Genomic DNA, 23,983 nt, shown 5'->3' with positions numbered 1-23,983 from the left:
GTTAGTACCTACGTATGTCCGTCTACGACTCCACAGTGACGCCTTCGATACCGGACCCTGGAGGTGCGACGTGAACCCGATCGCGTACATCCAGCGGCTCTTCGCGGTCGATCGTCGCGTCCTCGTCCTCGCACTCGCGCGCGCCGCCGACTCGCTCGGCAACTCCTTTCTGATCGTCGTCCTCCCGCTCTACATCGCCGACGTCATCGGCGGCGGCGGGTCCGGCATTACGGTCGGCCTCGGCGGGGTCGACGTCACGCTCGCACAGAGCCTCGCCGTCGGGATCGTCCTCTCGATGTTCGGCTTCCTGAACAGCTTCGGCCAACCGTTCACCGGCCGGTGGTCGGATCGCGTCGGCAAGCGCCGCGTCTTCGTGCTCTTCGGGCTCGGCGTCCTCGCCGTCACGAACGTCGCGTACGCCTTCGCGGGCAATTATGTCAGCCTGTTCGTCATTCGGGCGATCCAGGGGTTCGGCGTCGCGTTCACCGTCCCCGCGACCATCGCGCTCGTCAACGAGCTCGCGACGGACGCCACCCGCGGGAACAACATGGGCGTATTCAACACCTTCCGCCTGCTCGGATTCGGGCTCGGGCCCGTCGTCGCCGGCGGCCTCGTCCACGGCGGCCCATACGCACTCGGCCCGATCTCGCTTAGCGGCTACAACGCCGCGTTCGCTATCGCTGCGGGCGGTGCTCTCGTCAGTATCGCTCTCGTCGCCCTCCTCGTCAGCGATCCGGAGCGCGTCGAGGCGGACGCGAGCGATGAACTCTCCATTGCCGTCCTCGATCACGAACGCGAGGGCAAACTCCTCGATCCCGTCTTCACGCTTGGGCTCGCCTCGCTGTTCATGGCTATCGGGATCGCGCTGCTCTCGGCCATCGAGGCGGACGTGAACGCGCGCCTCGATCAGACGGCCTTCCTCTTCGGGATCGAGTTCGCGGCGTTCGTCCTCGCGCAGGTCCTCTTGCAGGCCCCGATCGGCTCCGCGAGCGACAGCTACGGGCGCAAACCGTTCATCTTCTACGGGCTCCTCCTGCTCGCGCCCGCGACGGCCGTGCAGGGGTTCGTCACCGAGCCCTGGATGATGGTCCTCGCGCGCTTCATTCAGGGAGTGGCTGGTGCGGCCGTCTTCGCACCCGCGCTGGCGCTCGCCGGCGACTACGCTCGTGCGGGCCAATCCGGGACACAGCTCTCCGTGCTCACGATGGCGTTCGGCCTCGGCGTCGCCATCGGCCCGCTGGCCTCCGGCGCGCTCGCCACGATCTCGTACGCCACGCCGTTCGTCCTCGGCGGCCTGCTCGCCCTCCTCGGTGCCGCCCTCGTCTACACGCAGGTTTCCGATACGGTCAAACCGGACGAGACGGAGACCGCGAGCGCCACGGCCAGCGACTAACGGTAGAGCGAGACGTAGAGCGTGGCGAACCCGACGAGGAACGGGAGCGTCGCGCCGATGTCGAAGACGGGGCCGACCGGGAGTTGATCCGCCAGCGCGGTGAGGCCGATGCCGATGCTCACGAACGCGAAGCCGACGAAGGCGTACTCCAGTCGGCGCGTTCTCGAACGCCGGTACGCCCGGAAGCTGATGAGTGTCAGCCCGAGCGTGAGCGCGAACGTCGCCAGCCGGACGGCGACGAGGACGAACGACGCGAGCGATGTCACGACGAGAGGGTGTGCCAGCGCGCGCATAAACTTACTCCTCTCCGCCGCCGAGCTCCGTCCAGAGGTCGCTGAAGCGATCCGCGAGCCCCTCTTCGTGGTGGACATCGACGACGTACTCGTCGTCGTCGAGGCGGATCGAGAGCGCCGAGAACGCACACGCGTAGCGTTTGTAGTGGTTCCCGTCGTCCGCCACGGTCATCTGTGCGGTGACGAGATCCGACTCCTCGAGCGTATCGAGACGCCGATACACCGTCGGCAGCGAGACGTCGAGGGCGTCCGCCAGCTCCTTCGCCGAACGCGGCTCGTCGTTGAGCGCGGCAAGCACCGCTCGCGAGCGCGCGTCACCGAGAGCGTCGAGGAGATCACCGACCCGCTCGGAGTGCACCATTCGTCTGTCACCGTCGGGCTGGATTAAGCTTTCTCAAACGCTGAAACCACACTCCCCCCCTTAATTTGGAGAGGGTCGAACGCGAATACATGAAGCGGACGACGGGCCACTACGGCGAGTCGAGCGGAACAGGGTCAGCGAGCGCCAGCGTCGAGACGCTGCTCCGCGAACTCGGCAGCGGGCGGAGTCCGAGGCCGTCGGCAGAGGCCTCGCCCGCGCGGCTCCTGGACGCCCTCCACTCGACGGAGGGTATCGAAGCGGGGTTCGTGTTCGACGAGGCCACGGTCAAACACAGCCTCGACGAGCTCCTCCTCGTGCTCATCGCGCTCCGAAGCGACGGCACGCACGGTAAGCAACTGATGGACGACCTCGCGAAGGCGTTCGACGCCGATCTGAGCCCGGGGACAGTCTATCCCCGCCTCCACGGGCTGGAGGAGTCCGGGGCGGTCGACGTTCACGAGATGGTGCGCACGAAGGAGTACACGGTCGCCGACGAGACGGACGCACGCGAACGCATCCGCGCGACGATGGCCCAACATCTCGCTATTGGGCGAGTGCTCCAGCACGCCCTCGCCGATGACGCGGTGTTCGCGACGGTCGACGACTGACGCGCGCCGTCGAGACGTAACTGTTTCCTCCCCGCGACGTGGACGTTGGAGCGATGCGACAGCTGCTCTGGTGGCTCATCGGCGGTTCTCGCGGCGGGAAGAACCGTCTACGCATCGTTCGGACGCTCCAGGCGCGCCCGATGAACACCAACCAGCTGTCGAACGAACTCGACTTGAATTACAAGACCGTCCAGCACCACCTCGAGGTGCTCGAAGAAAACGACGTCGTCACAACGAGTGGAGACAACTATGGCAAGATGTACTTCCTGACCGATCGAATGAGCGAGAACCTCGACATCCTCGAGGAGATCGCCGACCAAGCAGATATCGAGGGTGAGTCCGATGGCGCGTGAGCTCGCGCCGCTGACGAAGACCGCGGCCGTCGCAGTCGTCGCGGCGATCTGTGGCGTCGTCGCCGGGATCGCACTCCCCGTCGTCCCGATGCCCCCGCCCATCGACCACCACGCGATCGTGGAGACGTTCGTCCGCGTCCAGTTCGCGGTCTCGACGTTCAACCTCGTGCTCCTCGCGGCGCTCGTCGTCGCCTACGTCGGCCTCTACCGTGACCTCCCGAACAAGTACACGCTCAGCCTCCTCATCACGAGCATCGCGCTCTTCTTGTACGCGCTCTCCTCGAACCCGCTGGTCCCGCTAGCCTTCGGGTTCCCGCCGATCACCGGACTCGGCCCCTTTACCTTCCTCCCGAACTTTTTCGTCGGGGTCGCCGTCGTCGTGCTCTTCTACCAGAGCCAGACGTGAGAGACGGGCCGAATTTGGGCCTCATCTGGAACCGACTCGCGTCGAATGTCGGTAAAGCGCTAAACCCCTCGCGTCCGACCACCCGATCGTGAGCACGCAGTGCGAAACGGACGTGATGGAATCGAGCAGTCGAACGGCACGCGACCTGCGCTGGCGAGGCACGCGACGGTGGTGGCGCGTATGAAGGATCGCCGCATTCGCTCCCTCGCCATCGCCACCCTCGTCGTCGTCAGCGCGCTGGCCGCGTTCGCACCGGCGGCGTCCGCAGCGGTCACGAGCAGCGACACCGTGGCCGACTCGTCCGTGGGCGCGTACGTCACCGTCGGGAACGTCACCGTCCAGCCGGACGACCCGGTCGTCGGCGAGCAGACGACGATCACCGCGACGTTCGAGAGCGGGGAGGCGAGCACGGAAAGCGCGGAGATAACCGAAGTGAGTGTCCGTGGTCCCTCGACGTTCGTCACCGCGGACGACGTCGGGACGCTCGGTCCCGGCACGTCGGTCACCGTGCCGTTCTCGACTGCGTTCGAGTCGGCCGGCGAGAAACGCCTCACTGTCACGATCCGCGGGACCGTGTCAAATGGGAGCGTCTTCGTCGTGAAGAAGCCGGTCTACGTGGACGTCGACGAAGCGACGATCGACGCTGACCTCAGCGCGACGGCGACCGTCGCGAACGGCTCGTCGGTCCTCGAAGCCACGCTCGCCGAGCACGGGACGGTCGACCTTGAGGACGCACGCATCGACGCGATCGTCGACGGCGAGACCGTCGCGCGGGCGTCCGTCGCCGACGTCACGGCACAGAGCGAAAAGACGGTGACGTTCGACGGGACGGACATCCCCTCGGGGAACGTGTCGCTCGTCGCGCACTACACCGCGGCCGACGAACGCACCTCGACGAACACGTCGCTCCGGTACACGCCCCAAAACGCCGGCAACATGGCCATCACGGGCCTCGATGTCTCCGGGAGCGCCGGGAGCTACACGATCAGCGGTGACGCCTCGAACCTCGGGAGCGCGGACGCGGGCTCGGTCGTCGTCAGCGTCGTCGACGCGAGCGGGATCTCGGAGACGAACTCGTACTACGTCGGCGAGGTCGAGACGAGCGAGTTCGCGACGTTCGAGGTGTCCGCGAGCGTCTCCGGCGACGTCGAGAGCATCCCGGTCCAGCTCGAATACTCGGCCAACGGCGAGCGCCACTCCACGATCGTCGATGTCGACGTGAGCGGGACGAACGCTGTGAGCGCAAGCGAGAGCACGAGCCAGAACACCGGTGGACGAAGCGGCCCGCCGGGCGAGTCGAGCGGCGGCCCGCCGTTCCTGCTCATCGGCGGCGGCGTGGTCGTCGTCCTCGTCGCCGCAGTGCTCGTCTACCGTTGGCGCAGCCAATGAGCGTCATCGAACTCGACGACGTCGTGAAGCGCTACGAGAGTGGGGCACAGACCGTCACGGCGCTGAAGGGCGTCGACTTCCACGCCGACCGGGGCGAGATGGTCACCATCATCGGCCCGTCCGGCTCCGGGAAGAGCACGATGCTCAACATTATCGGCCTGCTCGACACGCCGACCGAGGGGACGGTCCTCCTCGACGACGACGACGTCACGGACTTCACCGAGGACGAACTGACGGAGAAGCGCCGGACGAACCTCGGGTTCGTCTTTCAAGACTTCCACCTCCTCCCGATGTTGAGCGCCGTCGAGAACGTCGAGCTCCCCTCGGTGTGGGATACGTCGGTCGACCGGCGCGACCGGGCGATCGACTTGCTGAAGCGAGTGGGCCTCGGCGACCGCCTCGATCACACGCCCGACGAGCTCTCGGGCGGCCAACAACAGCGCGTGGCCATCGCGCGCTCGCTCATCAACGAACCCGACATCCTCCTCATGGACGAGCCGACCGGCAACCTCGATCAGGATACGGGGCGGACGATCCTCGAGGAAGTCACGCGGCTCAAGGAGACGGAGAACATCGCTGTCGTGGCCGTGACGCACGACGACCAGATGCTCGACTACACGGACCGCACGGTCCGAATCGTCGATGGGGTGATCCAGCAGTGAGCGTCGCGGACGCCCTCTGGCGCTTCCCGAGCGTGATGATGGCGTGGCGGAACCTCGGTCGCAACCGGATGCGCACCGCGCTCGCCGCGCTCGGCATCGTCATCGGCGTCGTCGCCATCTCCTCGCTCGGGATGGCCGGCGTCGCCCTCCAACAGCAAGCGACGTCGAACCTCGGAAGCCTGACGAACCAGGTGTCCGTCTCGGCCGGCCAGGACAGCGACTACGACGGCGTGACCGAAGAGCAGGTCGAGGAGATCCGCAGCATCATCACCGACGCCGAGGTGATCCCACAGAAGTCGAACTCGACGACCGTCTCCTCACGCGGAAAGGAAGCCTACGTGAGCGTGACCGGGGTGACGGACGCCGCCGCGCTCTACGACGTCAGTAAAGGCACCGCCCCCGAGCGCTTACAGACCGGCGCGCTCCTCAGCAACAGCACCGCCCAGCAACTCGGCCTCGAACTCGGCGACCCGGTCGAGTACGAGGGGCATCTCTACCGGGTCGTCGGGCTCATCGACTCCAGTAGCGGCTTCGGGCCGGGCGGCGGGCGCGGCGAACTCGTCATCCCGATCTCCGGGCTCGCCGACCAGGATCACTACGATAGCGTGACGATCATCGCCGAGAGCGGCGACGCTGCGACCGAGATCTCGGACACGCTCGACGAACACTTCAACAGCGACGGCCGGGACGAGGAGGAGATCCTGCGCGTCTCCAGCTACGCCAGCGTGCAGGGGCAGATCAACTCCTTCCTGAACACGCTGCAGCTCGCGCTGCTCGGTATCGGCGGCATCTCGCTCGTCGTCGCGAGCGTCGCCATCCTGAACGTCATGCTGATGAGCACCGTCGAACGCCGCGGCGAGATCGGCGTCCTGCGCGCCGTCGGAATCAGGCGTGGGGAGGTGTTGCGCATGATCCTCACCGAAGCGACGTTCCTCGGGACGCTCGGCGGCCTCCTCGGTGCGGCCTGCTCGCTCGCCGTCGGCATGGTGATGTTCCAGGTGGTCAGCGGCGACGCGACCGGCGTCTTCCAGTGGGCGAGTGCGCAATACCTCGTGTACGGCTTCGCGTTCGCCGTCTTCGCGAGCGTGCTGAGCGGGATCTACCCCGCGTGGAAGGCCGCGAACGACTCGCCCGTGGAGGCGCTGCGAGGGTGAGCGTGCGCGACGACGCGTCCGCCGACGAGCACACCCGCCGCCTTATCGACTGGATCGCGGCGAACGAGAACCGCCGGCGCGTCGTCGACGCGCTCGCCGAGCGCCCGCGGAACGCGAACCAGCTCGCGAGCGTGCTCGGTCTCCACTACCGGACGATCACCCACCACCTGCGCCGGCTGACGTCGCGCGGTGCCGTCACCGCCGCCGGGGAACGCTACGGGCAGATGTACTTCCCCGCGGAGCGCATCGCCCCGCACGTTACCGGTGCAAACGCCAGCGGGGCGACCGCCGACGAGCTGAATGCCAGCGGAGCGAACGGCGAGACGACGGAGGACCGTGATGTCGACTGACCGCGTCGCCCTGCGCCGCACCGCGGCGCTGTTCGTCGTCGCGACCGCGATCGCGGCCGGCGTCGTGTTCGCGCTCCCCGCGTTCCTCATCCCGTTCTACCCGCCAGGGGTCTTCGGCGTCCTCGTCCGCCTGAAGCTCTTCTTCGCGACGCTGGCCGTCGTCCTGCTCGCGGCGCTGGTCGTCGTGTACGCGCGACTCTACCGCGACGTCCCGACGGGGTTCACCCGCGGCCTCCTGTTGTTCACGGTCGCGTTACTCCTCTACGCCGCGACCGCGAACCCGCTCGTCCCGCTCCTCCTCGGCTTCGGGCCGTTCCAGCCCATCGGCCCGTTCACCTTCCTGCCGGAGCTGTTCGCCTGCGTGGCCGCGCTCGTCCTCTACTACCAGAGCAACACGTAGTCGGGGCGGATTTGGGCCCCAGTCGGGGCCACTCTCGGCGGTCGTACTTACCGGACGCGTTCGAATCGACATCGTGATGTCGCAGACCAGCACGGATCAGAACCCGAAGGCCGCGCGTCTCGAACGCTATCTCGACGAACGCCTCGACACCGGCCCGTTCTACAAATAAGCAAGGCGAGTGCCTCGGGGCTTGACCCCGAAGGGTGAAGCCGACACTCAAACGTGTTCTATTCGTTCGATATACCGTTCAGTCGTCTCGCTGGATACCTGTCCCGCAGTTTCGATGTAGTACGACTGTTCCCAGAACCCACCGCCCCACAGATACTCCTCCAAGTACAGTTCGTGCTGTTCCCACATCTCCCGCGCCGTGCTGCTCTTGATAGTCCGTACAATCTCGCTCGCGGTGTTTAGTTAAGGCTGAAAAGTGAGGCGTGGTGATTTTGTGCTGGTCTATGGCTGAAATCTCCCGCCTCAGCGATTGTAGCGACTGGATCGACTTGGATTTTGTGGAGCAAGAGCGGACACCGAGCGAGCTGATGCAGCTCGGTATTCGACTTCACCTGTCCGTCCTTTCACTTTTGAATACCGTCTCAGAACTTGAGAGGTTCGGTGTCGAACGCTCGCGGAAGGCTGTTCACAACTGGGTTCAGAAGGCCGGTCTACAGTCCGCCAGCGACGCAAGTCCGGATCAACGGTTAACAGTTCTGGCTGTACGCCGTTATCAGAAACCCAGAGGTTTCTGGTTAGCGAATGAGACGCGAAGCGTCTCGTCAACGCTGTCGATCCGAAGGCAAACAAATTCCGTAATCTCAGGCTGTTCACGACGACTGCAACGGCATTAACGCAGCAGTTTCTACGGGAGCTTCGTGAGAAACACGACGTCAAAGACGTCCCCAGAAATCAGAGATTTCTGGTGTGCAAACGAGACGCAGGGCGTCTCGTTAACGCCGTGTTTCTCGTCGATCATGCCCAACATCTAGCGGCCGCACTCCAACGAGCGGGACTCCGATTTCAGACTGTTCGCCATGGAAATCGGAACGCTATCAAACGTGTTTTCCAAGAAATAAAGCGGTGTACTTCCTCGTTTAGCAATAGTTTCAGCCACGTCGACCCAGCAACCGCAGAAACGTGGTTGCAAGCCTTCGCCGTCTGGTAGAACTCGTTTAACTAAACCCGATATCGGCAGCTCCGCATAGGTTTATTACCATATGTGGTAATGCACGGACGTAATGTATGACTCCATCTCCGGAAAGAGCGTCCTTGTCGTCGGCGCAAGCCGTGGCATGGGTCGCGGGATCGCCGAGACCTATCTCGAGAACGGCGCGTCGGTCGTCGTGGCGGCGCGCTCGATGGAGGACCTCGAAGCGGTCGCCTCCGAACACGCCGACTGCCACGCTGTTGAGTGTGATCTCCGCGATCAGGGGAGCGTCAAAAGGGCGGTCGCAAAGGCTACCGACGAGCTCGGCTGCATCGACGTGGTCGTCAATAGCGCTGGCGTACTCACTCGTGGCCCGCTCCACGAGGCCAGCGAATCAGACCTCGAACTCGTCGTCGACGTCAACCTCCTCGGCGCGCTCAGACTCAGTAAGACCGCTCTTCCAAAGCTAGTGGACACCAGCGGTTCGCTCGTTCATATCACCTCTGAAGCCGGTTCGCGGGGCATTGCGGGGCTTCCCGCATACTGCGCGAGCAAGGGTGGCGTGAACACGTTGGTGAAGCAGTTGGCCGTGGAGTACGGGAACGAAGGCGTCACAGTGAACGCTATCGCCCCCGGAACGACGAAAACCTCGATGAACGAGGAAGTCCGGAATAAGGATCCCTCGTGGGTGGAGGAGCGCTCTGAGGATGTTCCGCTCGGCCGCCTCTGTTCCGTGGGGGAAGTCGTCGACGTCGCGCTCTTCCTCGGGTCTGATGCGGCCGATTACATCACTGGTGACGTCATCCACATCGACGGCGGGTCGTCTGCGACGTGATGGCTGACGCGGGTCGGTACCGATCGAGATACGGTCCTTCCAACACAATTGCGACTAAGTGATCAATCTCCACGCCGAATCCCACCCGGACGTGTATCGTGGCCGTGACGCGACCCATTTCAGTTCGGCCCGCGAGACGTGTCGGAAGTAACAGAGCGTACTCGCGGTCGCACCGCCGGTCTCCGTCCGCCTTGGTGTCGCGCTAGCTCTCGTTCGTATCGACGGTGACAACCGGTCGCTCCGTCCCCAACAGGACGAACTGGGTCACGCTCCCGAAGAGAGCTTTCCCGACGGGTGAGCGTTTCCGTCCCCCCATAACGATATATCGAGCGTCGTTCTCGTCAGCATAGTCGACGATTTTCTCGCCGACATCCCCGACTAGACCGACGATGTCGTACTCCACGGAGACCACCTCTTCGATCCCCTCCGTGACTTCGCTCGCGACCTGCTCCTCTAGCATGCCTCCGCCTTCCGTCCGGGTCCCTGCCCCTTTCTCCGCCATCTTGGTGTACTCCGACTCCTCGATAACATGGATGACGTGGAGCTTGTCGTCGTACGCCTGTGCGAGGTCGTCTGCCTGGGCGACGACGTTCTCTAGCATGCTCAAGTCGCTGATCGCTGCAACGATGACCATATGCAGTCGAGAGGCTCCACCGACATATATGTTTCTACTACGACACGCCATAACTGGTGAACCCATTATAGGCCGCAAGAGGCGCAAAAGTCCCCATATAGAGCTACAGATAATATATCAGAAGAAATGGATGACATCTACCCGGCAAAGTTAGTCGCCGGATAGAGGACGATCTGCGGGACGAAGATCGTGATTAGTAGCACCAGTAGGATCGGGATGTAATAGGGAAGCACTGCCCTCATCACTTCTTCAAGCGTTGCGTCGGTGACCTTCTCCAAGACGAACAGGATCACACCGAACGGCGGCGTGAGGAGACCCAGCATCAAGGTTAGGATCATCACGATCCCAAAGTGAATCGGATCGATACCGGCGATACCCAGTACCGGCATGAGGATTGGAACGAGGACGGTGATCGCAGCGATCGTCTCCATAAACGTCCCCACGACGAGCAGCAGGAGGACCAGCAGGAGTAACACCATCGTCGGCTGCGTAGTGAAGTTCGTAATCGCATCAGCGATCAGGTTCGGCAGGCCGAGTTGAAGCGCGATGAGACCGTACAGGGAGGCGACGCCGATGATAAACGTCAGCGAGAAGGTCTCTACCATCCCGTAGTGGAGTTCATCAATCAGCTCCCGGACAGACAGCTTGTTGTACACGAACATCCCTAGGAGAATGGTGTATATGACCGCAACAGCCCCCGCTTCCGTCGCGGTGAAGAGCCCTGACAGGATACCACCGACGATGAGGACGGGCGCAAGGAGGGGGAATACAGCCTGCTTCAAGCTCGCCCAGAAGTCCACCAGGGTGAACGAGTCCTCCACCTCGTAGTCCCGGATGTGTACGATCAGGAAAACCAGCATCATCAGAAACAGTCCGATGAGGACCCCCGGAACGACCCCACCGAGGAACATCTCGCCAATAGACTGCTCCGCGAGGACGGCGTAGATGATGATCGGAACGCTAGGGGGGATGATTGGGCCGATAATCGAGGATGCGCCGGTGACACCGAGGGAGATGTCCTTCTCGTATCCCTGGTCGCGCATCGCCGCGTACTCAACGCGACCGAGCCCGGCCGCATCGGCGACGGCAAGGCCGGACATCCCGGAGAAGATCATACTTGCAACGACGTTAACATGCGCAATCCCACCTCGGAACTGGCCAACCATCGAATTCGCCAAGTCGAAGATCCGCTGTGTCATGCCGATCCGGTTCATCAACCGCCCGAGAAGCAAGTAGAACGGGATCGCTAGCAACGTGAAGCTATTGACTCCGTACAACATCTGCTGAGCAATAACGTTGTAGTTGAGCCCGTTTCCGTACGGTGAAACCATGACGACAACACACGTCGCGCCCATGGCGATTGCGACGGGGACACCGATCGCGTACAGCACGAGCAGTGTCCCCAAGAGCAGTGCCCCGACGAGCAAGAGTTCACTCATCGTTGGATGCCTCCTCAACTAGACCTGCGTGTAGTGTCTGACCGGAACGGGCCGACCGCACCATCTTGATCAGGTCGATTACCGCGTAGATCAACGCGATCGCGATTCCGACGCCCATCAGCAGATACACTTGGCCGGACATAACGAACCCCGCCCCACCGAGCGACGTGGTCCATGCTTCAACGGTACCACGGTACATTGCCCACGTTGCGATAGCCAGGAATGCGATGACGATAAGGTTCCCGAGAAATCGAACGGTAAGTCCAACCTTCGGATTCCACCGCATCAGCCTCTGAAGCAGGAACTGGATCGAAATATGCTCGTTGTTACGGAGCGCTACGGCGGTACCGAGGTACGTTCCGATGATGAGCGTGATCCGGGCCAGCGGCTGCGTGAGGTAGACGAACCCGAGTGACTGTATGCTCAGCAGACGAACGAGGACCTGCACCGACGTCAGAACGATTGTGAGTGCGAACAACGCCGTCGCCGTATAGAGTACTGCTTTATCAAACGGATGTTCCCGTTTGAGATCGAGTGATTGGTCTATTTCCATTATTTAATTTATTTGTTTTGTCAAGGGATAAGGGTTACATATTCAGAACAGTCTCCCAGTCGAACGCCCAATTCTCCTCGAACATTCTCTCGACGGCGGGCGCTGCCGCGTCCTGGAAGGCTGCCACATCCACGTCTTCAACGATCGTCATCCCGTTATCGCTCAGGCTATTGATCAGTTCCTGTTCCCGCTCCTGAGAGGTTTCAGCGGAAGCCTGCGTGACCTCCTGGCTGACCTCGTCGATCATGTCTCGGTGAGTCTGATCGAGTCCCTGGTAGAAGTTATCATTTATATAGAGATTCCCGCTGGAGATCAGGTGACTAGTGAGGCTCAGGTGACTCTGGACCTCGTAGAGGTTGAATGAGCTAATTTGCTCGGCGCCCCCCTCGGAGGCGTCGACGACACCCTGCTCGAGCGCGCTGTACAGCTCGCTCAGCGAAACGGGCGTCGGCGAGGCACCGACGCCCTCCCAGATGGTGACCCACGGATCGAGTTCGGGGAGCCGAAGGTTGATATCCGAAACGTCCTCCGGAGTTCTGATCGGCGAGTTTGACGTCGTGTTCCGGGCACCACGGTAGATCTGCTGTCCTAATGGACGCTGGTTCCCGTTCTCAACTAGGGTGTCGATCCCTTCCTGCATCTCGTCGCTGTCGAGGATAGAAAGCAGTTGGTCGTAGCTCGGAACGACGAACGGGGAGCCGAAGAAGGCGTATCGCGGTGCGAACTGGTTGTACGGTGCAGTCCCGGCTGCGTGGGCTTCGACCCCACCTTGGCTCACGAGTTCGCCGAGCTCTGTCTCGTTCCCGTACGAGCCACCGGCACTGACGTCTACGGAGATATCGCCATCAGACTCTGACTCGATGGATTCCTTGAAGCTATTCGCAGTTTCAACCAGAATGTGGCCCGGCTCAAAGGCGCTCGCAATGGTCATACTGACGCTGCTCCCTCCGCTACTACCGCTTCCCTCACTGTCCCCCCCGCTGCTGGAACATCCAGCGACGGCGGCGAGTCCACCAGCACCAATCGTCTTCAGGAGCGTCCTACGGTTCAGAGTGTCGCTATCTACCATACATTGGACGATACAAGTTTGTATATATAAAACCACCGGTGTATTCTTGTTAATAGTGGAATATACAATATTACATGTTAATGAATGCTTCTTTTGGGAGAGGTTCGCACTTAACTCGTAAGCCAGAGTTTACGGCTCTGACAAGCTTAGCCGCCCGTTCTGTGACGTCAGTCCCAATTGAATGCGCTCGCGGTGAAGCCATCGTCGACGGTGATAATCTCCCCATTCGTATATGACGCGGCGTCACTCGCCAGGTAGATCGCTGCGCCGCCGATCTCCTCGGGATAGCCCAACCGATCGGTCGTCGTTCGCTTGACGATCTCCTCGTATCGGTCAGTCCCCTCCGTGTACGTCCCCTGTGTCTGGTCGGACTGTATGAAGCCGGGGCGAATCGCGTTGACACGGACATCCGGGCCGAACTCCTGGGATGAGATCCGTGTGAGGGCGTCTATTCCTCCTTTAGCGGACGAGTAGGCCGCGAGTTCAGGGATAGCGATCTGCGAAGAGAGGGACGCCATATTGATGATACATCCCGTTCCCATCGCGGGTGCAAACTCCTGGATAGCACGGCGGGACGCCTTCAGGTGGATGTCGAGGACATACTCCCACTCGTCCTCCTCAACATCGGAGATGTTCTGCCGAGCGATATAACTCGGCGAGTTGACGAGAACATCGATGTCGCCAAGCACGTCTTCCGTCACCTCGCGGACGTTTGTGAGCGTCTCCGGCTCCGTCACATCGCATGTGACTTCAACGGTATCGGCCCCGGCGTCGCGAAGTTCGTCGGCGGTTTCGACGACGTGATCTTCGCCTCGGCTGGTCGCGACGACGTCCGCACCATCTGCGGCGAAGCAGTTCGCGATGGCACGCCCGATCCCACTCGTCCCACCGAGGACGACGGCTGTCTTTCCGTTAACCGTAACTGGATTGTAATCGTCTGGTTGCATCAGTGTCTGACTTCGAGATATAATACTACATAACACATTTATATCTTGTGGATATGTCATCAACGATGGGGTAGATCGGATTGCGGGTTAGCCGTGTTCGTGTCTGCAAAATTTATTGTAATCTGCCAGTATATAGCGTGGGCCGGGGAATCCTGACTGTCCCGCCCCTCAGTAGGCTGTATATAATGTTCAGTATATATGAACGATGATTCCTCTCCAGGATCATATCGGTCACGGGTTCCCTGTATATTTTACAGCAGGGAGCAGTTCTGGGTTCGATAGATCGTCCCACACAGATGAACAGGATCGAGCCCCTCATCCCGCTCGAAGACAGATCGTCGCGGAACGGCCGTAACCGACCATCGTCCTCCCCGTGTTCTCCACCGACCCCGACATCACCGATCGTGATTCCGGTCCCTAACCGTGTCAGAAGCGGCTAGCAACGCACTTATCAGCGGATATACGGACGAACGCCGCGCCGCCAAGTGAGATGAGTGAACTACGAGCCTTGAGGCTCAGAAGAAAGGGGTCGGACGGAGACTGCACTCATCCTACCTCCCGAGTACGACGGGCGCTGGAGTCTCGCAAAGCAGATCGGCATCGAGACGGCGGTCGTCCATGCACTCGGAATCGGCGACGGCTCGCGCCCGTAGCGCGACGAGGACCCCCTCGAGATGACCCAGACTACCTGTGATTGCGGCCTCAATGTCGGAGGCATCGAGGGCTGCGCCCCAATCGGCGACCCGACCACGTCCCGACGATGGCCACCGAGGAGAACCCGAGCCCTGCTACATGACGCTCGGCCGTCTCTACCGAGCGGAGCAGGCCGAGTGCCTTGGAGCTTGCCCCCGATGCGAGTTCATGTGGTCAGCTACAGGATGGGATGCTGGAGGCGACACCGTAACTACCGCCTACGTCGGCCGTTCATGCCCCCTTCACCATGTGTGTAGGTGACCCAAGTGTCGACACCCCACATATTTTTATCACCCGTTACGGTATAGCAACTCATGCCAGACGTAGATATCAGTTCTGTAGACACAGTGGCACTTGAGGCTCCGCTCGACGAGCCGTTCGGCTACGCGCAAGAGTGGGTCGACACTCGGAGCGCGCTGCTCGTCCGGATCGAGGCGGACGACGGCACCGTCGGTTGGGGCGAGTGCTGGGGACCGATTGCCGGGTCTCGAGAGACGATTGACGATCTGCTCGCCCCTATACTCGTCGGCGAAGACCCCCTCGACATTGAGCGCCTCCACGATCGGCTCTATGACGTCAGCCGGGCGGCCTATCAGTCCATCGTCCCGCTCCCGGCGATCAGCGGCCTCGACATCGCACTCTGGGACCTCCGCGGAAAGCTCCTCGACGAGTCGGTTTCCCGCCTCCTTGGCGGGCGTCGCCGCGATGCGCTCCCTGCATACGGGACCGGCCACTACTTCAAGCCGGTCGAGGATCTCGACGAACAGTACACGGCCATCGTCGCCGAAGCCGAGGGGAACGCCGACGCCCTCGGCGCCATCAAGCTCAAGATCGGGCTCTCGCTCCTCGGGCACGGTCATGAGGCAGACATCGAACTCGTTCGCCGCGTCCGTGACGCCGTCGGCCCGGATGTCGACGTAATGGTTGACGCCAACTACGCGTACGACCGCCCAACGGCCGCGGCGGTTGGCCACGAGCTTGCTACCCTCGATGTCCGGTGGTTCGAGGAGCCTGTCGCGCCGGAGAACTACGCGGGCTACTCGGCGCTCCAGCGCGAACTCGATATCCCGGTCGCCGGCGGGGAGTGCCAGACACCCGCCGAGTTCGCGCACCTGCTGAGTGAGGGAGCCCTCGACGTTGCGCAGCCCGACCTCTGTAACGTCGGCGGCCTTACTGCTGCCCGCCGGATCGCGGAGCGTGCCCGCGCGGACGGCACCGCGCTCGTTCCGCACGTTTGGGGGACGCCGATCGCCATCGCCGCCGCGCTCCACCTCCTGGCCGTGCTCCCGCGCGAGCGGCCACTCGAATTCGATCGCTCCGACAACCCACTCCGCGAGTCGCTCGCCCCCATCCCGTTCGCGCCGGACGCGGACGGACGTGTCGCTGTCCCCGAGGGGCCCGGGCTCGGGATCGATCTCGACGCGGACGCTATCGAGCGGTATCGCGTGGACGGTGGTCAGGCATGACGACCGTCGACGCGGTCCGCACCGGCCACTATCGGGTCCCCGCGGAGGACGCCCACGACGACGCCACGCAGTCCTTCGACGCGCTTGAGCTCGTCGTCGTCGAGGTCGACGTCGGCGACATCACTGGCCTCGGGTTCACCTACACCATCGGAGAGGGCGGTGCGGCGGTCCACGGGTTTGTTTCGGAGACGCTCTCCCCCCTACTCATCGGCGGCTCTGCGGCCCCGCGTACCGCTCGCGAACGCCTCCGCGCCGGGACGACGTTCGTCGGTCGCGAGGGCGTATCCGAACTCGCGGTCGCCGCAGTTGACATCGCGCTCTGGGACGTGCTCGGGAAGCGCCGCAGCGCCCCGCTCTACGAACTTCTCGGAGGGTCCCGCGAGCCGATTCCCGCGTACAACACCGACGGCGGCTGGCTCCAGATTGATCAGGAGACGCTCGTGAAGAACGCTTCGAACGCCGCTGACGCCGGCTTTATCGGCGTGAAGATGAAAGTCGGGCGCGGCCTCGCCGCGGATGAGGTACGAGTCCGAGCCGTCCGCGACGCGCTCCCCGCAGGGACGGATCTCTTCCTCGACGGGAACTGTGGCTATGACATCTCCGAGGCTAAGCGATTCGCCAACCGTATCGACGACGTCGACATCGGCTGGTTCGAGGAACCTCTCGAGAAGGGGGACTACGCAGGGTACGCCGACCTCCGTGGTGCCGTGACGGTCCCGATCGCTGCCGGTGAGAACTACTACAACCCGACGCAGTTCAAGCAGGCGCTCGCGGCCGGCGCGCTCGACGTCCTTCAACCGGACGTCTGCCGTGTCGGTGGTATCACCCCCTGGCTGTCCGTCGCGGACCTCGGGGACGCTTGGGGGATCCCCGTCTCCCCGCACTACATCGAACCGATCCACGTTCACCTCGCGGCGGCCGCGCCCGCCGTCTCGCGGATCGAACACCACTCGACCGTCCTCACCCGCGTCCTCGACGACCCGATCGAGCCGACCGACGGGCAGTACGTGCCACCGACGGACCCCGGACACGGCGTCGTGTTCGACGGCCTTGACGGCTTCCACGTCGGCGGCGAACGCCTCAGATAGCCGCGCGCCGACTCGGGATGCAGCGCCGGGGCGTTACCAGGAGGTGATATCCCCTTCTAGGTGGGGCGGATGTCAGGGAACCTTGTTCTCCAGTTCGTCGTAAGCGTCAGTTTCGTCGACAGTGTCGAGATTGCCAGCCAGGATATTCGCACATCGTTCGTAGTAATGCGGCGTTGAGCCTGCCATATGCGGCGTGATGTAGACATCGTCGAATGCCCAGAGCAGATGATCCTCCGGAAGCGGTTCAGGGTCTGTAACGTCGAGGGCCACACCTGCAAGCTGGCTCCCACGGAGCGCGTCCACTAACGCCTCGGTGTCTACGATCGGCCCTCTGGCTACGTTCACCAACACCAACGGGGTGGCATCGTCTCGAACGCCACTCGGTCGATCAGCCCCTCGGTCGTCTCCGTCAATGGGCAGGCCAACACGAGGTAGTCAGTCCGCGAGAGTGCCGTCTCGAACTTCGGGCCGTCGAAGCCGACGACGTCGTCCGTCGGTCCCCCCTTTGGCGGGCGTGTACCGGGCAGGCGATCGTCTCGACGTCGAACGGGCCGAGACACTCGACGATCGCCTGCCCGATCGCGCCAAGCCCGACGACGGTCACCGTCGACCCCTTCAACTCGCCCGCACGATAATGGTCCCAGTAGGTCTTCTGTCACCGACGCCACCCCTCGTCGAGGCGTCGCGCGAACACGAGTAGGTTTCCGAGAACCTGTTCAGCCATGTTCGGAGCGTGTGGACCCCGGACGCGTTCGTGGCAGTGACCCCCTGTGCTTCTAGCCTGTCTAGCGGCGGGTGATCGTATCCTGCGGCCAGCCCCGCGAACAGCTGCAGATCGTCGGCTCGGTCGAATATCGACTCATCGATCTCGAGCCCGGTAATGACGTCCGCATCCGTACTTTCGGCGAGTTCCTCGCTTCGCGTCCGCGCGACGACCACCTCGTCGCTCGATCGAGCGAGTCGGCTCGCTCGGTCGTACCACGCTCGGCCCGTAACGCGGTTTCGAGAAGCTCGTCGAGACGCACGTCCTTTCGGAGAACCGATGATGGTCCGTATGGACGGCGTCGAACAGCCCCTCGCCGCCATCCAGCGTGGCGAGAGTGCCACCGATCCTGCCGCTTCTCTCGTGAAGGAAGCCCGCGAACGCGACGACCTCCGTGTGCACTCCGATCCCGAGCCCGTCGCCTTCGACGATGGACAGTACAAACGGGACGTCATCGACGCCTGACCCCGAACGGGGAACATTGATACTACTCGCCTCATACAGAACGTCCATGGAGCCAGCACTGATTCTGCCTCCGGACCGAGACGAACGGTGGGACCTCGCAAAACAGATCGGCGTCGAGACGGCGGTCGTCCATACGCTCGAGATCGGCGACGGCTCCCGACCATGGAAGTACGAGGACCTCCTCGAGCTCACCCAGACGTTCCGTGAGTACGGGATCGACGTCGGCGTCATCGAGGGCTGTGTCCCGATCTCCGATACGACTCGCCTCGGCCGCGACGGTCGCGACCAGGAAATCGACCGGTTCAAACAGTATCTGCGGAACCTCGGTGAACTCGACGTTCCCGTCGTCGCGTACGACTGGATGGCCGGCAAACGCTGGGCCCGCACCTCAACCGCTATTCCGACCCGCGGTGGCTCGCTCACCACGGGCTACGACGACGAGCTGATGCAGGGCGCACCCGATCAGGAGATTGCCCCCATCGATGCCGACGAGCTCTGGGAGGGCTTGGAGTATTTCCTGAACGAGGTCGTCCCGGTCGCCGAGGAGGCGGGCGTGAAGCTCGCCCTCCATCCGGACGATCCGCCGATCGACAGCCTCCGCGGCGTCGACCGTATCGTCACGTCGCCGGCGAACTACGACCGCGTGATGGAGATGTACGACAGCGAGTACAACGGTATCACGCTCGGCCAGGGGAACTTCGCGGCGATGGGTGCGGACATCCCCGAGATGATCCGGCACTTCGATGAGCGAATCAACTTCGTTCACTTCCGCGACGTCGAAGGGAACAACCGGAAGTTCGTCGAGAAGTGGCACGACGACGGACCCACGGACATGCACGCCTGTATCGAGGCGTATCGCGACATCGGCTTCGAAGGCCCGGTTCGCGTCGATCACGTCCCGACGATGGCGACCGAAGAGAACTCGAACCCCGGCTATATGACGCTCGGTCGCCTCTACGCGACCGGCTACCTCAAAGGCCTGCTCGAAGCGACTGAGTAGCTCACTCCGCGCCCGGCACGAAGACACACGCGACGACCGCGCGGCGACGGCGTCCCCGAAGCTCGCAGTCCACATTAGGCTCCGAACGAGGATCGGCTCGACGTCTGACCCGCTAGTCGTCGATGGCGACCGTTGCAACACTCGGACACACCGTAAGTAGCTGACACCTCTCAGAAGGGAGAGTGAACGACTCCGGACACTCGCCCTCTATCGCCGGACGTCGGTAATCGTGTCCAGGAACGCGTCCGTGAGGATAGCGCCGTCCACCTCGCCACGTACTGAACGCCCGTGTCGATCCACTGGTTCGCCATCTCGGCGTCGTCAGCGAACATCCCGACGACCTTTCCCGCCGCTTCGGCGCGCTCACAAACCTCCGACATGAGATCCTCGACGCGCTCGTCGCGGACCTGCCCAGGAATCCCTAGGTATTTCGATATATCGTAGGGGCCAAGGAAGAGCATGTCGATACCGTCGACGTCAAGTATCGCGTCAAGGTTCTCGACGCCACGCTCGCCCTCGATATGGACGATGACGGTCACACGCCCGTTCTGCTCTTCGGTGTAGTCGTCGCCGCCCATGTAGCCGCCCGCACGGACGTACGGTGAGAGCCCATGTGAGCCGAGCCGGCCGATGTCGCGCGCGCGATCGCGTTCGCGGCGGAACAGGAGTCACCGAACGTCGTCCAGGAACTCGACCTCTATCGACGCGATAAGTTCGAGGGGTGGTGACCCGTCGTTCAGCTCTGCCGGACGAAAGAAGACGTAATTGCCGGGGTTTTCGTATCGGTCCGGAGACTCGGTCGAACACCGGTCAACCAGGCCGAACAGAACAGCCAACATTACACCGATATTTGCGTCAACTCAGACTAAGAGTACGTCATGTTGAGTTCGACGACGTTCGCGGCGTTCTGGAGGTAGTTGGGTATCTCCTCTTCAAAGCGGTCGCCTTGCATTCGGCTCGTCGGTCCGGAAATACTAATCGCCCCTACGACTCCCTTCTCCGGTGTGATGATCGGGGCGGCGACACAGCGAAGGCCGTTCAGGCGCTCTTGTCGGTCGTACGCGTATCCTCGTTCGCGGACCACCTCTAACTCCTCAAAGAACGTTTCACGATCCGTGATCGTCTGGTCAGTTCGTGCCGGCATTCCCATCGTATCGAGGATCTCCTCGACGCGCTCTTCGGGAGTGTGGGCAAGAATTGCTTTTCCGAGCGCCGTACAGTGGAGGTGAACGCGCATCCCGGCGTTCGTATCGAGGCGAACCGCCCGTTCTCCCTGCGCAAGGTAGAGGTACACTCCACGACCGTATTCTTCGACCGAAAGGTTCACCAACTCGCCCGTCTGCTCGGCCAGCAAGTCGATCTCCGGTCGAGCGACGTCGTAGAGCTCCGGTCGGTTTCGCGAAGACTCCCCCAGCTTCAGAAAGCGGAGTCCGACGTCGTAGATCCCGTCCTCCTTCACCACGTACTCCGCGCTGTGAAGCGTGTTGAGGTGGTTGTGGACGGTGCTCTTCGGGAGGTCGAGCTCGCTTGCGAGCTCCGTCACGCCCGCTCCGCCGAGGCGAACGAGCGCCTCGACGATCTCCAGACTCGTCCGCGTCGCCTGTACCGTCGATCTCGTCGTGGTCATGGTTCCTACTCACTGGCCAGGGTAACTTAACCTTTGTTCATGCACGTCGAACGCTCGTTCCCACGGCCGACATACGCTTTGCACCGTACCAATGGTCGTTTCACGGTGCTCTGTCGTCTGTAAGCCGATCCCGAATCGCCGAACGGGCAAATCGGACCCGTGTCACACTCGGTTCTGAAACAACCGCTCTCAGAGCGGTGGACGTCCACACCGGCTCGTCCTGTTGTACGACGGGACGCGGAACCGACAGATCCGTCATCGTCGGTGTACCATCCGATTCGCTTCGGCGGCACGAGGGGTCGGTCCAATGACCCGGACCCATCCGACAAAACAGCGACGAGGCTACTGCTCGGGATCGAGGAGTTCGACGGGGTGAGTGACGTTGCGGGCGAAGAGGTCGCTCATCTGCTCGGTGCAGGAGGTGCCGCTGGCGACGAGCGTACGCTCTTCCTCGTCGGCGAACTGCTCGTAGAGGTCTTCGCCAACGTCCATCGAGAGTTCGTAGTACTCCGACTTGTAGCCGAAACTCCCCGCCATCCCGCAGCACTCCACGTCCGAGGTAACGACGTCGAAGCCGACATCGTCCAGTACCGCCTCCGTGTACGCTTCGGCCCCGAGAGTGCGCTGCTGGCAGTGCGAGTGGTACGCGATTTTCTCGTCGGGCTCGGCGAGCGCGGAGCTGTCGGCACCGTTCTCGAGAAGGCCATAGACGTATTCGAGGATGTCGTAGCTTCCCTCCGCGAGCCGGTCGTGCGTGTCCACATCGAGGAGCTTCTCGTACTCGCGGCGGAACATCGCGAGATCGGAGGGTTCGACGACGACCACGTCGAAGTCGGCGTCGAGATACGGCATGAGATCGTCCGCGACGCGCTCGGCGTGCTCGCCGGCCGTCGAGATCATCCCCTGAGAGAGGGGGGCGCGCCCGCTCTCGATGGGCGTGGCGAGTTCGACGTGCGCATCCAGCGCTTCGAGCACGCGGACAGCGGCCTTTCCGCGCTCTGTAAGCACGTAGTTCGTGTAGGCGTCCGGATACAAGACGACCTTCCGAGAGGCGTCGGCGTTCGGCGCACGCGGTCGGCGTGACTCGAACCACCCAGCGAGGGTTTCACGCTGGAACGCGGGGAGTTCCCGGTCGGGCGCGACGCCCGCGTACGTGTCCAGCAGCGAGCGGACGGGACCGAGATTCGCCGCCCAGTTCGAGAGCGGGGCGGTCTTACTGCCGAGTTTCGCGAGCGTCCCGAAGTTTCCGAACAGCCGCTTCTGGAGGCTCACCGTCCCCTCGGCGTCGGGCGTGAGGCCCTCGACGAGGAACTCGAACTCGGAAGGAGTGCGCTGGTCGTTCAAGCGGTCGCGAACGACGGTGTTGATCCAGGGGATGTCGATCTTCACCGGACAGGCGTTCACGCAGCGACTACAACCAGTACAGAAATCGTTGAACTCGTCGGCGGCTTCCTCGCCGCGAATGCCGGCCTCCCAGCCAGTCGCGATACCGCCGGTATAGGTTTCGCCGCCGAAAGCATGCCCGCCGACGTGCTGGAAGTTCCCACACGAGTTCGCACACGCCCCACAGCGGATGCAGTAGAGCGTCTCCTTCAGGTCGTCGTCCTCGCGCATCGCCATGCGACCGTTGTCGATGAGGACGAGATGGAACTCACGCTCGCCGTCACCCGACCCGAGTGGTTCGTCCGGGTTCTCGAAGTCGATCGTCGGGGAGTCGACGGGTGGGGTGAGCATCGAGACGTACTGCGAGATGTCCTGGCCGGTCGCGGTCTTCGAGATGAGTTCGACGAACGGTTGGACGTCCTCGGCGCTGGGGATGATCTTCTCGACACCGGCGACGGCGACGTGCGTGTCGGGGGTAACAGCGCTCTTTCGGGCGTTCCCCTCGTTAGTAATGAGTGTGATCGTCCCGGAGTCGGCGAGCACGAAGTTCGCACCCGTCATGCCGATGTCGGCGGCACGGATCTTCTCGCCGAGGTAGTCCCGCGCGAACTGAGTGAGCTCTTCGGCCGTCTCGAAGGGCTCGTCGGGATCGAAGACTTCGTTGAAGAGTTCGGCGACGTCCTCGCGGGATTTGTGAAGCGAGGGGCCGACGAGATGGGAGGGGCCTTCGTCGGCGATCTGGACGACGAACTCGCCGAGATCGGTTTCCCACACGTCGACGCCAGCCTCTTCTAAGGCGTCGTTCACCTCCAGCTCTTCGGAGGTCATCGATTTGGACTTCACGAGCGTCTCTGCGTCCTGTGCGTCGGCGACCTCGGTGATGTATCGGTTGGCGTCCGCGGCGTCGTCGGCGAGATAGAGGGTTCCCCCATTCGCCTCGACGCTCTCTCGGAGCTCCTCGATTAGCTCCGGCAGCCGCTCGACGGCGTCCTCCTTAATGCGCCGGGCTTCCGTTCGAAGCCCCTCGAACTCGTCGAAACGATCGATGGCCTCGTAGCGCTCCTCGTTCATGTGGGTGACGTTCTCGTGGACCGCGTCACCTTCTGTCTCTAATAGGTGGCGGATCTTCTCCGCCTTCCGCCTGCGCTCGCGTCCCGCGCTCATTGTTCCTCCAGGACGATGACGTGCACGTACTTCGGCCCGTGGACGCCCTCGACGAGTGCGCCCATGTCGCCAGTCGAGCTTACGCCCGTGGCGAACACGGACGACTTCCCGGCGGCGAACCGCTCACCGAGGTAGCCGGTCGCGGACGCCACATCCGGGAGGATGTCAGATTCGCGGACGACCACGACGTGCGTCGGCGGGTAGAGGCTCACCGGCTCAGCGCCCGCCCGGTCGGCGTCGACGACGAGCGTCCCGTACTCCGCGATGGCCTTCCCGGCGGGGGTGACGCCCGTCTGCGCCTCCCGAAGCAGGCGGGGCGTCGGCGGGGTTTCGACCGCGGTATCCTGCAG

The 23,983-nt window shown here is 62.9% G+C and carries 28 protein-coding genes and 4 pseudogenes; 16 read left to right on the top strand and 16 right to left on the bottom strand.

The annotated features are described in order from the left end of the window. Positions 1-79: 79 nt before the first annotated feature. A complete protein-coding gene (locus tag ABDZ36_RS14475; protein WP_211312897.1) occupies positions 80-1,393 on the top strand; it encodes an MFS transporter in 1,314 nt (437 codons plus the stop codon). On the opposite strand, the gene ABDZ36_RS14470 is transcribed toward ABDZ36_RS14475, so the two are convergent. Continuing rightward, positions 1,390-1,686 carry a DUF7521 family protein gene (locus tag ABDZ36_RS14470; RefSeq protein WP_211312877.1) on the bottom strand — a complete coding sequence of 99 codons (297 nt, stop codon included), beginning with the start codon at positions 1,684-1,686 and terminating at the stop codon, positions 1,390-1,392. The two genes, ABDZ36_RS14475 and ABDZ36_RS14470, sit on opposite strands and share 4 nt — an antisense overlap. Before the next feature lie 4 nt (positions 1,687-1,690). Continuing rightward, positions 1,691-2,047 (bottom strand): ArsR/SmtB family transcription factor, encoded by a 357-nt coding sequence (locus tag ABDZ36_RS14465; protein WP_211312878.1) that lies wholly within the window; start codon positions 2,045-2,047, stop codon positions 1,691-1,693. Between the two features lie 89 nt (positions 2,048-2,136). Here ABDZ36_RS14465 and ABDZ36_RS14460 point away from each other — a divergent pair, with 89 nt between their 5' ends. The 8 genes from ABDZ36_RS14460 to ABDZ36_RS14425 all read left to right on the top strand — a co-directional run bounded on the left by ABDZ36_RS14460 (position 2,137) and on the right by ABDZ36_RS14425 (position 7,369). Next, complete coding sequence (locus tag ABDZ36_RS14460) at positions 2,137-2,655, top strand: PadR family transcriptional regulator (protein ID WP_211312879.1); 519 nt, start codon at positions 2,137-2,139, stop codon at positions 2,653-2,655. Positions 2,656-2,708: 53 nt separating this feature from the next. Further along, entirely contained in the window at positions 2,709-3,008 is a 300-nt protein-coding gene (locus ABDZ36_RS14455) for an ArsR/SmtB family transcription factor (RefSeq protein WP_211312880.1), read from the top strand. Beyond that, positions 2,998-3,414 carry a DUF8036 family membrane protein gene (locus ABDZ36_RS14450; protein ID WP_343749371.1) on the top strand — a complete coding sequence of 139 codons (417 nt, stop codon included), beginning with the start codon at positions 2,998-3,000 and terminating at the stop codon, positions 3,412-3,414. The genes ABDZ36_RS14455 and ABDZ36_RS14450 overlap by 11 nt, the downstream gene beginning before the upstream one ends. A 180-nt stretch (positions 3,415-3,594) precedes the next feature. Beyond that, the gene (locus tag ABDZ36_RS14445; RefSeq protein WP_211312881.1) at positions 3,595-4,803 is read left to right on the top strand and encodes a hypothetical protein; all 1,209 of its coding nucleotides are present in this window, start codon (positions 3,595-3,597) and stop codon (positions 4,801-4,803) included. Continuing rightward, positions 4,800-5,465, top strand: a complete 666-nt coding sequence (locus ABDZ36_RS14440; protein ID WP_211312882.1) for an ABC transporter ATP-binding protein — start codon at positions 4,800-4,802, stop codon at positions 5,463-5,465. Before ABDZ36_RS14445 ends, ABDZ36_RS14440 begins: the two co-directional genes overlap by 4 nt. Next, the gene (locus ABDZ36_RS14435; RefSeq protein ID WP_343749370.1) at positions 5,462-6,619 is read left to right on the top strand and encodes an ABC transporter permease; all 1,158 of its coding nucleotides are present in this window, start codon (positions 5,462-5,464) and stop codon (positions 6,617-6,619) included. Before ABDZ36_RS14440 ends, ABDZ36_RS14435 begins: the two co-directional genes overlap by 4 nt. Then, positions 6,616-6,969: an ArsR/SmtB family transcription factor gene (locus ABDZ36_RS14430; protein WP_343749369.1), complete on the top strand. Its 354-nt coding sequence runs from the start codon at positions 6,616-6,618 to the stop codon at positions 6,967-6,969. The genes ABDZ36_RS14435 and ABDZ36_RS14430 overlap by 4 nt, the downstream gene beginning before the upstream one ends. After that, the gene (locus ABDZ36_RS14425) at positions 6,959-7,369 is read left to right on the top strand and encodes a DUF8036 family membrane protein (protein ID WP_343749368.1); all 411 of its coding nucleotides are present in this window, start codon (positions 6,959-6,961) and stop codon (positions 7,367-7,369) included. The genes ABDZ36_RS14430 and ABDZ36_RS14425 overlap by 11 nt, the downstream gene beginning before the upstream one ends. Before the next feature lie 216 nt (positions 7,370-7,585). Here the strand turns inward: ABDZ36_RS14425 and tnpA are convergent. Further along, positions 7,586-7,768: pseudogene (tnpA, locus tag ABDZ36_RS14420) on the bottom strand (IS200/IS605 family transposase); the annotation flags it as partial. Positions 7,769-7,821: 53 nt separating this feature from the next. On the opposite strand from tnpA, the pseudogene ABDZ36_RS14415 reads away from it, so the two are divergent. Further along, a pseudogene (locus ABDZ36_RS14415) lies at positions 7,822-8,525 on the top strand (transposase domain-containing protein). Positions 8,526-8,598: 73 nt separating this feature from the next. Next, positions 8,599-9,342, top strand: a complete 744-nt coding sequence (locus tag ABDZ36_RS14410) for an SDR family NAD(P)-dependent oxidoreductase (RefSeq protein ID WP_211312883.1) — start codon at positions 8,599-8,601, stop codon at positions 9,340-9,342. A 202-nt stretch (positions 9,343-9,544) separates the two neighbouring features. On the opposite strand, the gene ABDZ36_RS14405 is transcribed toward ABDZ36_RS14410, so the two are convergent. The 5 genes from ABDZ36_RS14405 to ABDZ36_RS14385 form a co-directional block, all read right to left on the bottom strand. Continuing rightward, a complete protein-coding gene (locus tag ABDZ36_RS14405; protein WP_211312884.1) occupies positions 9,545-9,976 on the bottom strand; it encodes a universal stress protein in 432 nt (143 codons plus the stop codon). Positions 9,977-10,113: 137 nt separating this feature from the next. Beyond that, a complete protein-coding gene (locus tag ABDZ36_RS14400) occupies positions 10,114-11,415 on the bottom strand; it encodes a TRAP transporter large permease (RefSeq protein ID WP_211312885.1) in 1,302 nt (433 codons plus the stop codon). Continuing rightward, the gene (locus ABDZ36_RS14395; RefSeq protein ID WP_211312886.1) at positions 11,408-11,968 is read right to left on the bottom strand and encodes a TRAP transporter small permease; all 561 of its coding nucleotides are present in this window, start codon (positions 11,966-11,968) and stop codon (positions 11,408-11,410) included. The genes ABDZ36_RS14400 and ABDZ36_RS14395 overlap by 8 nt, the downstream gene beginning before the upstream one ends. 34 nt (positions 11,969-12,002) lie before the next feature. After that, positions 12,003-13,037 (bottom strand): TRAP transporter substrate-binding protein, encoded by a 1,035-nt coding sequence (locus ABDZ36_RS14390; protein WP_343749367.1) that lies wholly within the window; start codon positions 13,035-13,037, stop codon positions 12,003-12,005. A 167-nt stretch (positions 13,038-13,204) separates the two neighbouring features. Then, positions 13,205-13,984: an SDR family NAD(P)-dependent oxidoreductase gene (locus ABDZ36_RS14385; RefSeq protein ID WP_211312887.1), complete on the bottom strand. Its 780-nt coding sequence runs from the start codon at positions 13,982-13,984 to the stop codon at positions 13,205-13,207. 1,007 nt (positions 13,985-14,991) lie between these two features. On the opposite strand from ABDZ36_RS14385, the gene ABDZ36_RS14380 reads away from it, so the two are divergent. Together ABDZ36_RS14380 and ABDZ36_RS14375 are read left to right on the top strand one after the other, a co-directional pair. After that, complete coding sequence (locus ABDZ36_RS14380; protein ID WP_211312888.1) at positions 14,992-16,143, top strand: mandelate racemase/muconate lactonizing enzyme family protein; 1,152 nt, start codon at positions 14,992-14,994, stop codon at positions 16,141-16,143. Beyond that, complete coding sequence (locus ABDZ36_RS14375; protein ID WP_211312889.1) at positions 16,140-17,231, top strand: mandelate racemase/muconate lactonizing enzyme family protein; 1,092 nt, start codon at positions 16,140-16,142, stop codon at positions 17,229-17,231. The genes ABDZ36_RS14380 and ABDZ36_RS14375 overlap by 4 nt, the downstream gene beginning before the upstream one ends. A gap of 72 nt (positions 17,232-17,303) precedes the next feature. Here ABDZ36_RS14375 and ABDZ36_RS14980 read toward each other — a convergent pair whose 3' ends face one another. The 4 genes and pseudogenes from ABDZ36_RS14980 to ABDZ36_RS14965 all read right to left on the bottom strand — a co-directional run bounded on the left by ABDZ36_RS14980 (position 17,304) and on the right by ABDZ36_RS14965 (position 18,170). Beyond that, entirely contained in the window at positions 17,304-17,534 is a 231-nt protein-coding gene (locus tag ABDZ36_RS14980) for an NAD(P)-dependent oxidoreductase (protein ID WP_425545322.1), read from the bottom strand. Positions 17,535-17,572: 38 nt separating this feature from the next. Next, positions 17,573-17,791 carry an NAD(P)-dependent oxidoreductase gene (locus ABDZ36_RS14975; RefSeq protein ID WP_425545321.1) on the bottom strand — a complete coding sequence of 73 codons (219 nt, stop codon included), beginning with the start codon at positions 17,789-17,791 and terminating at the stop codon, positions 17,573-17,575. Next, positions 17,791-17,835: pseudogene (locus tag ABDZ36_RS14970) on the bottom strand (hypothetical protein); the annotation flags it as partial. The gene ABDZ36_RS14975 and the pseudogene ABDZ36_RS14970, both read right to left, overlap by 1 nt. Positions 17,836-17,846: 11 nt before the next feature. Further along, a complete protein-coding gene (locus tag ABDZ36_RS14965; protein ID WP_425545320.1) occupies positions 17,847-18,170 on the bottom strand; it encodes a Rossmann-fold NAD(P)-binding domain-containing protein in 324 nt (107 codons plus the stop codon). Positions 18,171-18,276: 106 nt separating this feature from the next. On the opposite strand from ABDZ36_RS14965, the gene ABDZ36_RS14365 reads away from it, so the two are divergent. Both ABDZ36_RS14365 and ABDZ36_RS14360 read left to right on the top strand, forming a co-directional pair. After that, positions 18,277-18,459 (top strand): hypothetical protein, encoded by a 183-nt coding sequence (locus ABDZ36_RS14365; protein WP_343749366.1) that lies wholly within the window; start codon positions 18,277-18,279, stop codon positions 18,457-18,459. A gap of 46 nt (positions 18,460-18,505) precedes the next feature. Next, positions 18,506-19,459 carry a mannonate dehydratase gene (locus ABDZ36_RS14360; RefSeq protein ID WP_211312890.1) on the top strand — a complete coding sequence of 318 codons (954 nt, stop codon included), beginning with the start codon at positions 18,506-18,508 and terminating at the stop codon, positions 19,457-19,459. A 170-nt stretch (positions 19,460-19,629) separates the two neighbouring features. Here the strand turns inward: ABDZ36_RS14360 and ABDZ36_RS14355 are convergent, their stop codons facing one another. After that, positions 19,630-20,037, bottom strand: coding sequence for an aldolase/citrate lyase family protein (locus ABDZ36_RS14355; RefSeq protein WP_211312891.1), 408 nt, complete (start codon positions 20,035-20,037; stop codon positions 19,630-19,632). 42 nt (positions 20,038-20,079) lie between these two features. On the opposite strand from ABDZ36_RS14355, the pseudogene ABDZ36_RS14350 reads away from it, so the two are divergent. After that, positions 20,080-20,187: pseudogene (locus ABDZ36_RS14350) on the top strand (SDR family oxidoreductase); the annotation flags it as partial. Positions 20,188-20,324: 137 nt separating this feature from the next. Here the strand turns inward: ABDZ36_RS14350 and ABDZ36_RS14345 are convergent. The 3 genes from ABDZ36_RS14345 to ABDZ36_RS14335 all read right to left on the bottom strand — a co-directional run. Further along, on the bottom strand, positions 20,325-21,086 hold the full coding sequence (locus tag ABDZ36_RS14345; protein WP_211312892.1) for an IclR family transcriptional regulator: 762 nt from the start codon (positions 21,084-21,086) through the stop codon (positions 20,325-20,327). A gap of 342 nt (positions 21,087-21,428) precedes the next feature. After that, entirely contained in the window at positions 21,429-23,633 is a 2,205-nt protein-coding gene (locus ABDZ36_RS14340) for an LUD domain-containing protein (protein ID WP_211312893.1), read from the bottom strand. Then, positions 23,630-23,983: LUD domain-containing protein (locus tag ABDZ36_RS14335; RefSeq protein WP_343749365.1), on the bottom strand; the 354-nt coding region annotated here is incomplete at its 5' end. The genes ABDZ36_RS14340 and ABDZ36_RS14335, both read right to left, overlap by 4 nt.

It is taken from the genome of Halarchaeum salinum, from assembly GCF_039520965.1.
Lineage (GTDB): Archaea > Halobacteriota > Halobacteria > Halobacteriales > Halobacteriaceae > Halarchaeum > Halarchaeum salinum.
The sequence above is the reverse complement of the archived record's forward strand: the minus strand, read 5'-3'. Positions and strand labels throughout refer to the sequence as shown.

Excerpts from the sequence above, each read along its gene's own strand:
- ABDZ36_RS14425 (WP_343749368.1), top strand. The coding sequence starts at position 6,959 with ATGTCGACTGACCGCGTCGCCCTGCGCCGCACCGCGGCGCTGTTCGTC.
- ABDZ36_RS14405 (WP_211312884.1), bottom strand. The coding sequence starts at position 9,976 with ATGGTCATCGTTGCAGCGATCAGCGACTTGAGCATGCTAGAGAACGTC.
- ABDZ36_RS14465 (WP_211312878.1), bottom strand. The coding sequence starts at position 2,047 with ATGGTGCACTCCGAGCGGGTCGGTGATCTCCTCGACGCTCTCGGTGAC.
- ABDZ36_RS14445 (WP_211312881.1), top strand. The coding sequence starts at position 3,595 with ATGAAGGATCGCCGCATTCGCTCCCTCGCCATCGCCACCCTCGTCGTC.
- ABDZ36_RS14440 (WP_211312882.1), top strand. The coding sequence starts at position 4,800 with ATGAGCGTCATCGAACTCGACGACGTCGTGAAGCGCTACGAGAGTGGG.
- ABDZ36_RS14385 (WP_211312887.1), bottom strand. The coding sequence starts at position 13,984 with ATGCAACCAGACGATTACAATCCAGTTACGGTTAACGGAAAGACAGCC.
- ABDZ36_RS14365 (WP_343749366.1), top strand. The coding sequence starts at position 18,277 with ATGGTCCGTATGGACGGCGTCGAACAGCCCCTCGCCGCCATCCAGCGT.
- ABDZ36_RS14410 (WP_211312883.1), top strand. The coding sequence starts at position 8,599 with ATGTATGACTCCATCTCCGGAAAGAGCGTCCTTGTCGTCGGCGCAAGC.
- ABDZ36_RS14450 (WP_343749371.1), top strand. The coding sequence starts at position 2,998 with ATGGCGCGTGAGCTCGCGCCGCTGACGAAGACCGCGGCCGTCGCAGTC.
- ABDZ36_RS14470 (WP_211312877.1), bottom strand. The coding sequence starts at position 1,686 with ATGCGCGCGCTGGCACACCCTCTCGTCGTGACATCGCTCGCGTCGTTC.
- ABDZ36_RS14460 (WP_211312879.1), top strand. The coding sequence starts at position 2,137 with ATGAAGCGGACGACGGGCCACTACGGCGAGTCGAGCGGAACAGGGTCA.
- ABDZ36_RS14390 (WP_343749367.1), bottom strand. The coding sequence starts at position 13,037 with ATGGTAGATAGCGACACTCTGAACCGTAGGACGCTCCTGAAGACGATT.
- ABDZ36_RS14355 (WP_211312891.1), bottom strand. The coding sequence starts at position 20,037 with ATGGGCGGCGACGACTACACCGAAGAGCAGAACGGGCGTGTGACCGTC.
- ABDZ36_RS14345 (WP_211312892.1), bottom strand. The coding sequence starts at position 21,086 with ATGACCACGACGAGATCGACGGTACAGGCGACGCGGACGAGTCTGGAG.
- ABDZ36_RS14340 (WP_211312893.1), bottom strand. The coding sequence starts at position 23,633 with ATGAGCGCGGGACGCGAGCGCAGGCGGAAGGCGGAGAAGATCCGCCAC.
- ABDZ36_RS14380 (WP_211312888.1), top strand. The coding sequence starts at position 14,992 with ATGCCAGACGTAGATATCAGTTCTGTAGACACAGTGGCACTTGAGGCT.
- ABDZ36_RS14455 (WP_211312880.1), top strand. The coding sequence starts at position 2,709 with ATGCGACAGCTGCTCTGGTGGCTCATCGGCGGTTCTCGCGGCGGGAAG.
- ABDZ36_RS14375 (WP_211312889.1), top strand. The coding sequence starts at position 16,140 with ATGACGACCGTCGACGCGGTCCGCACCGGCCACTATCGGGTCCCCGCG.
- ABDZ36_RS14400 (WP_211312885.1), bottom strand. The coding sequence starts at position 11,415 with ATGAGTGAACTCTTGCTCGTCGGGGCACTGCTCTTGGGGACACTGCTC.
- ABDZ36_RS14360 (WP_211312890.1), top strand. The coding sequence starts at position 18,506 with ATGGAGCCAGCACTGATTCTGCCTCCGGACCGAGACGAACGGTGGGAC.
- ABDZ36_RS14395 (WP_211312886.1), bottom strand. The coding sequence starts at position 11,968 with ATGGAAATAGACCAATCACTCGATCTCAAACGGGAACATCCGTTTGAT.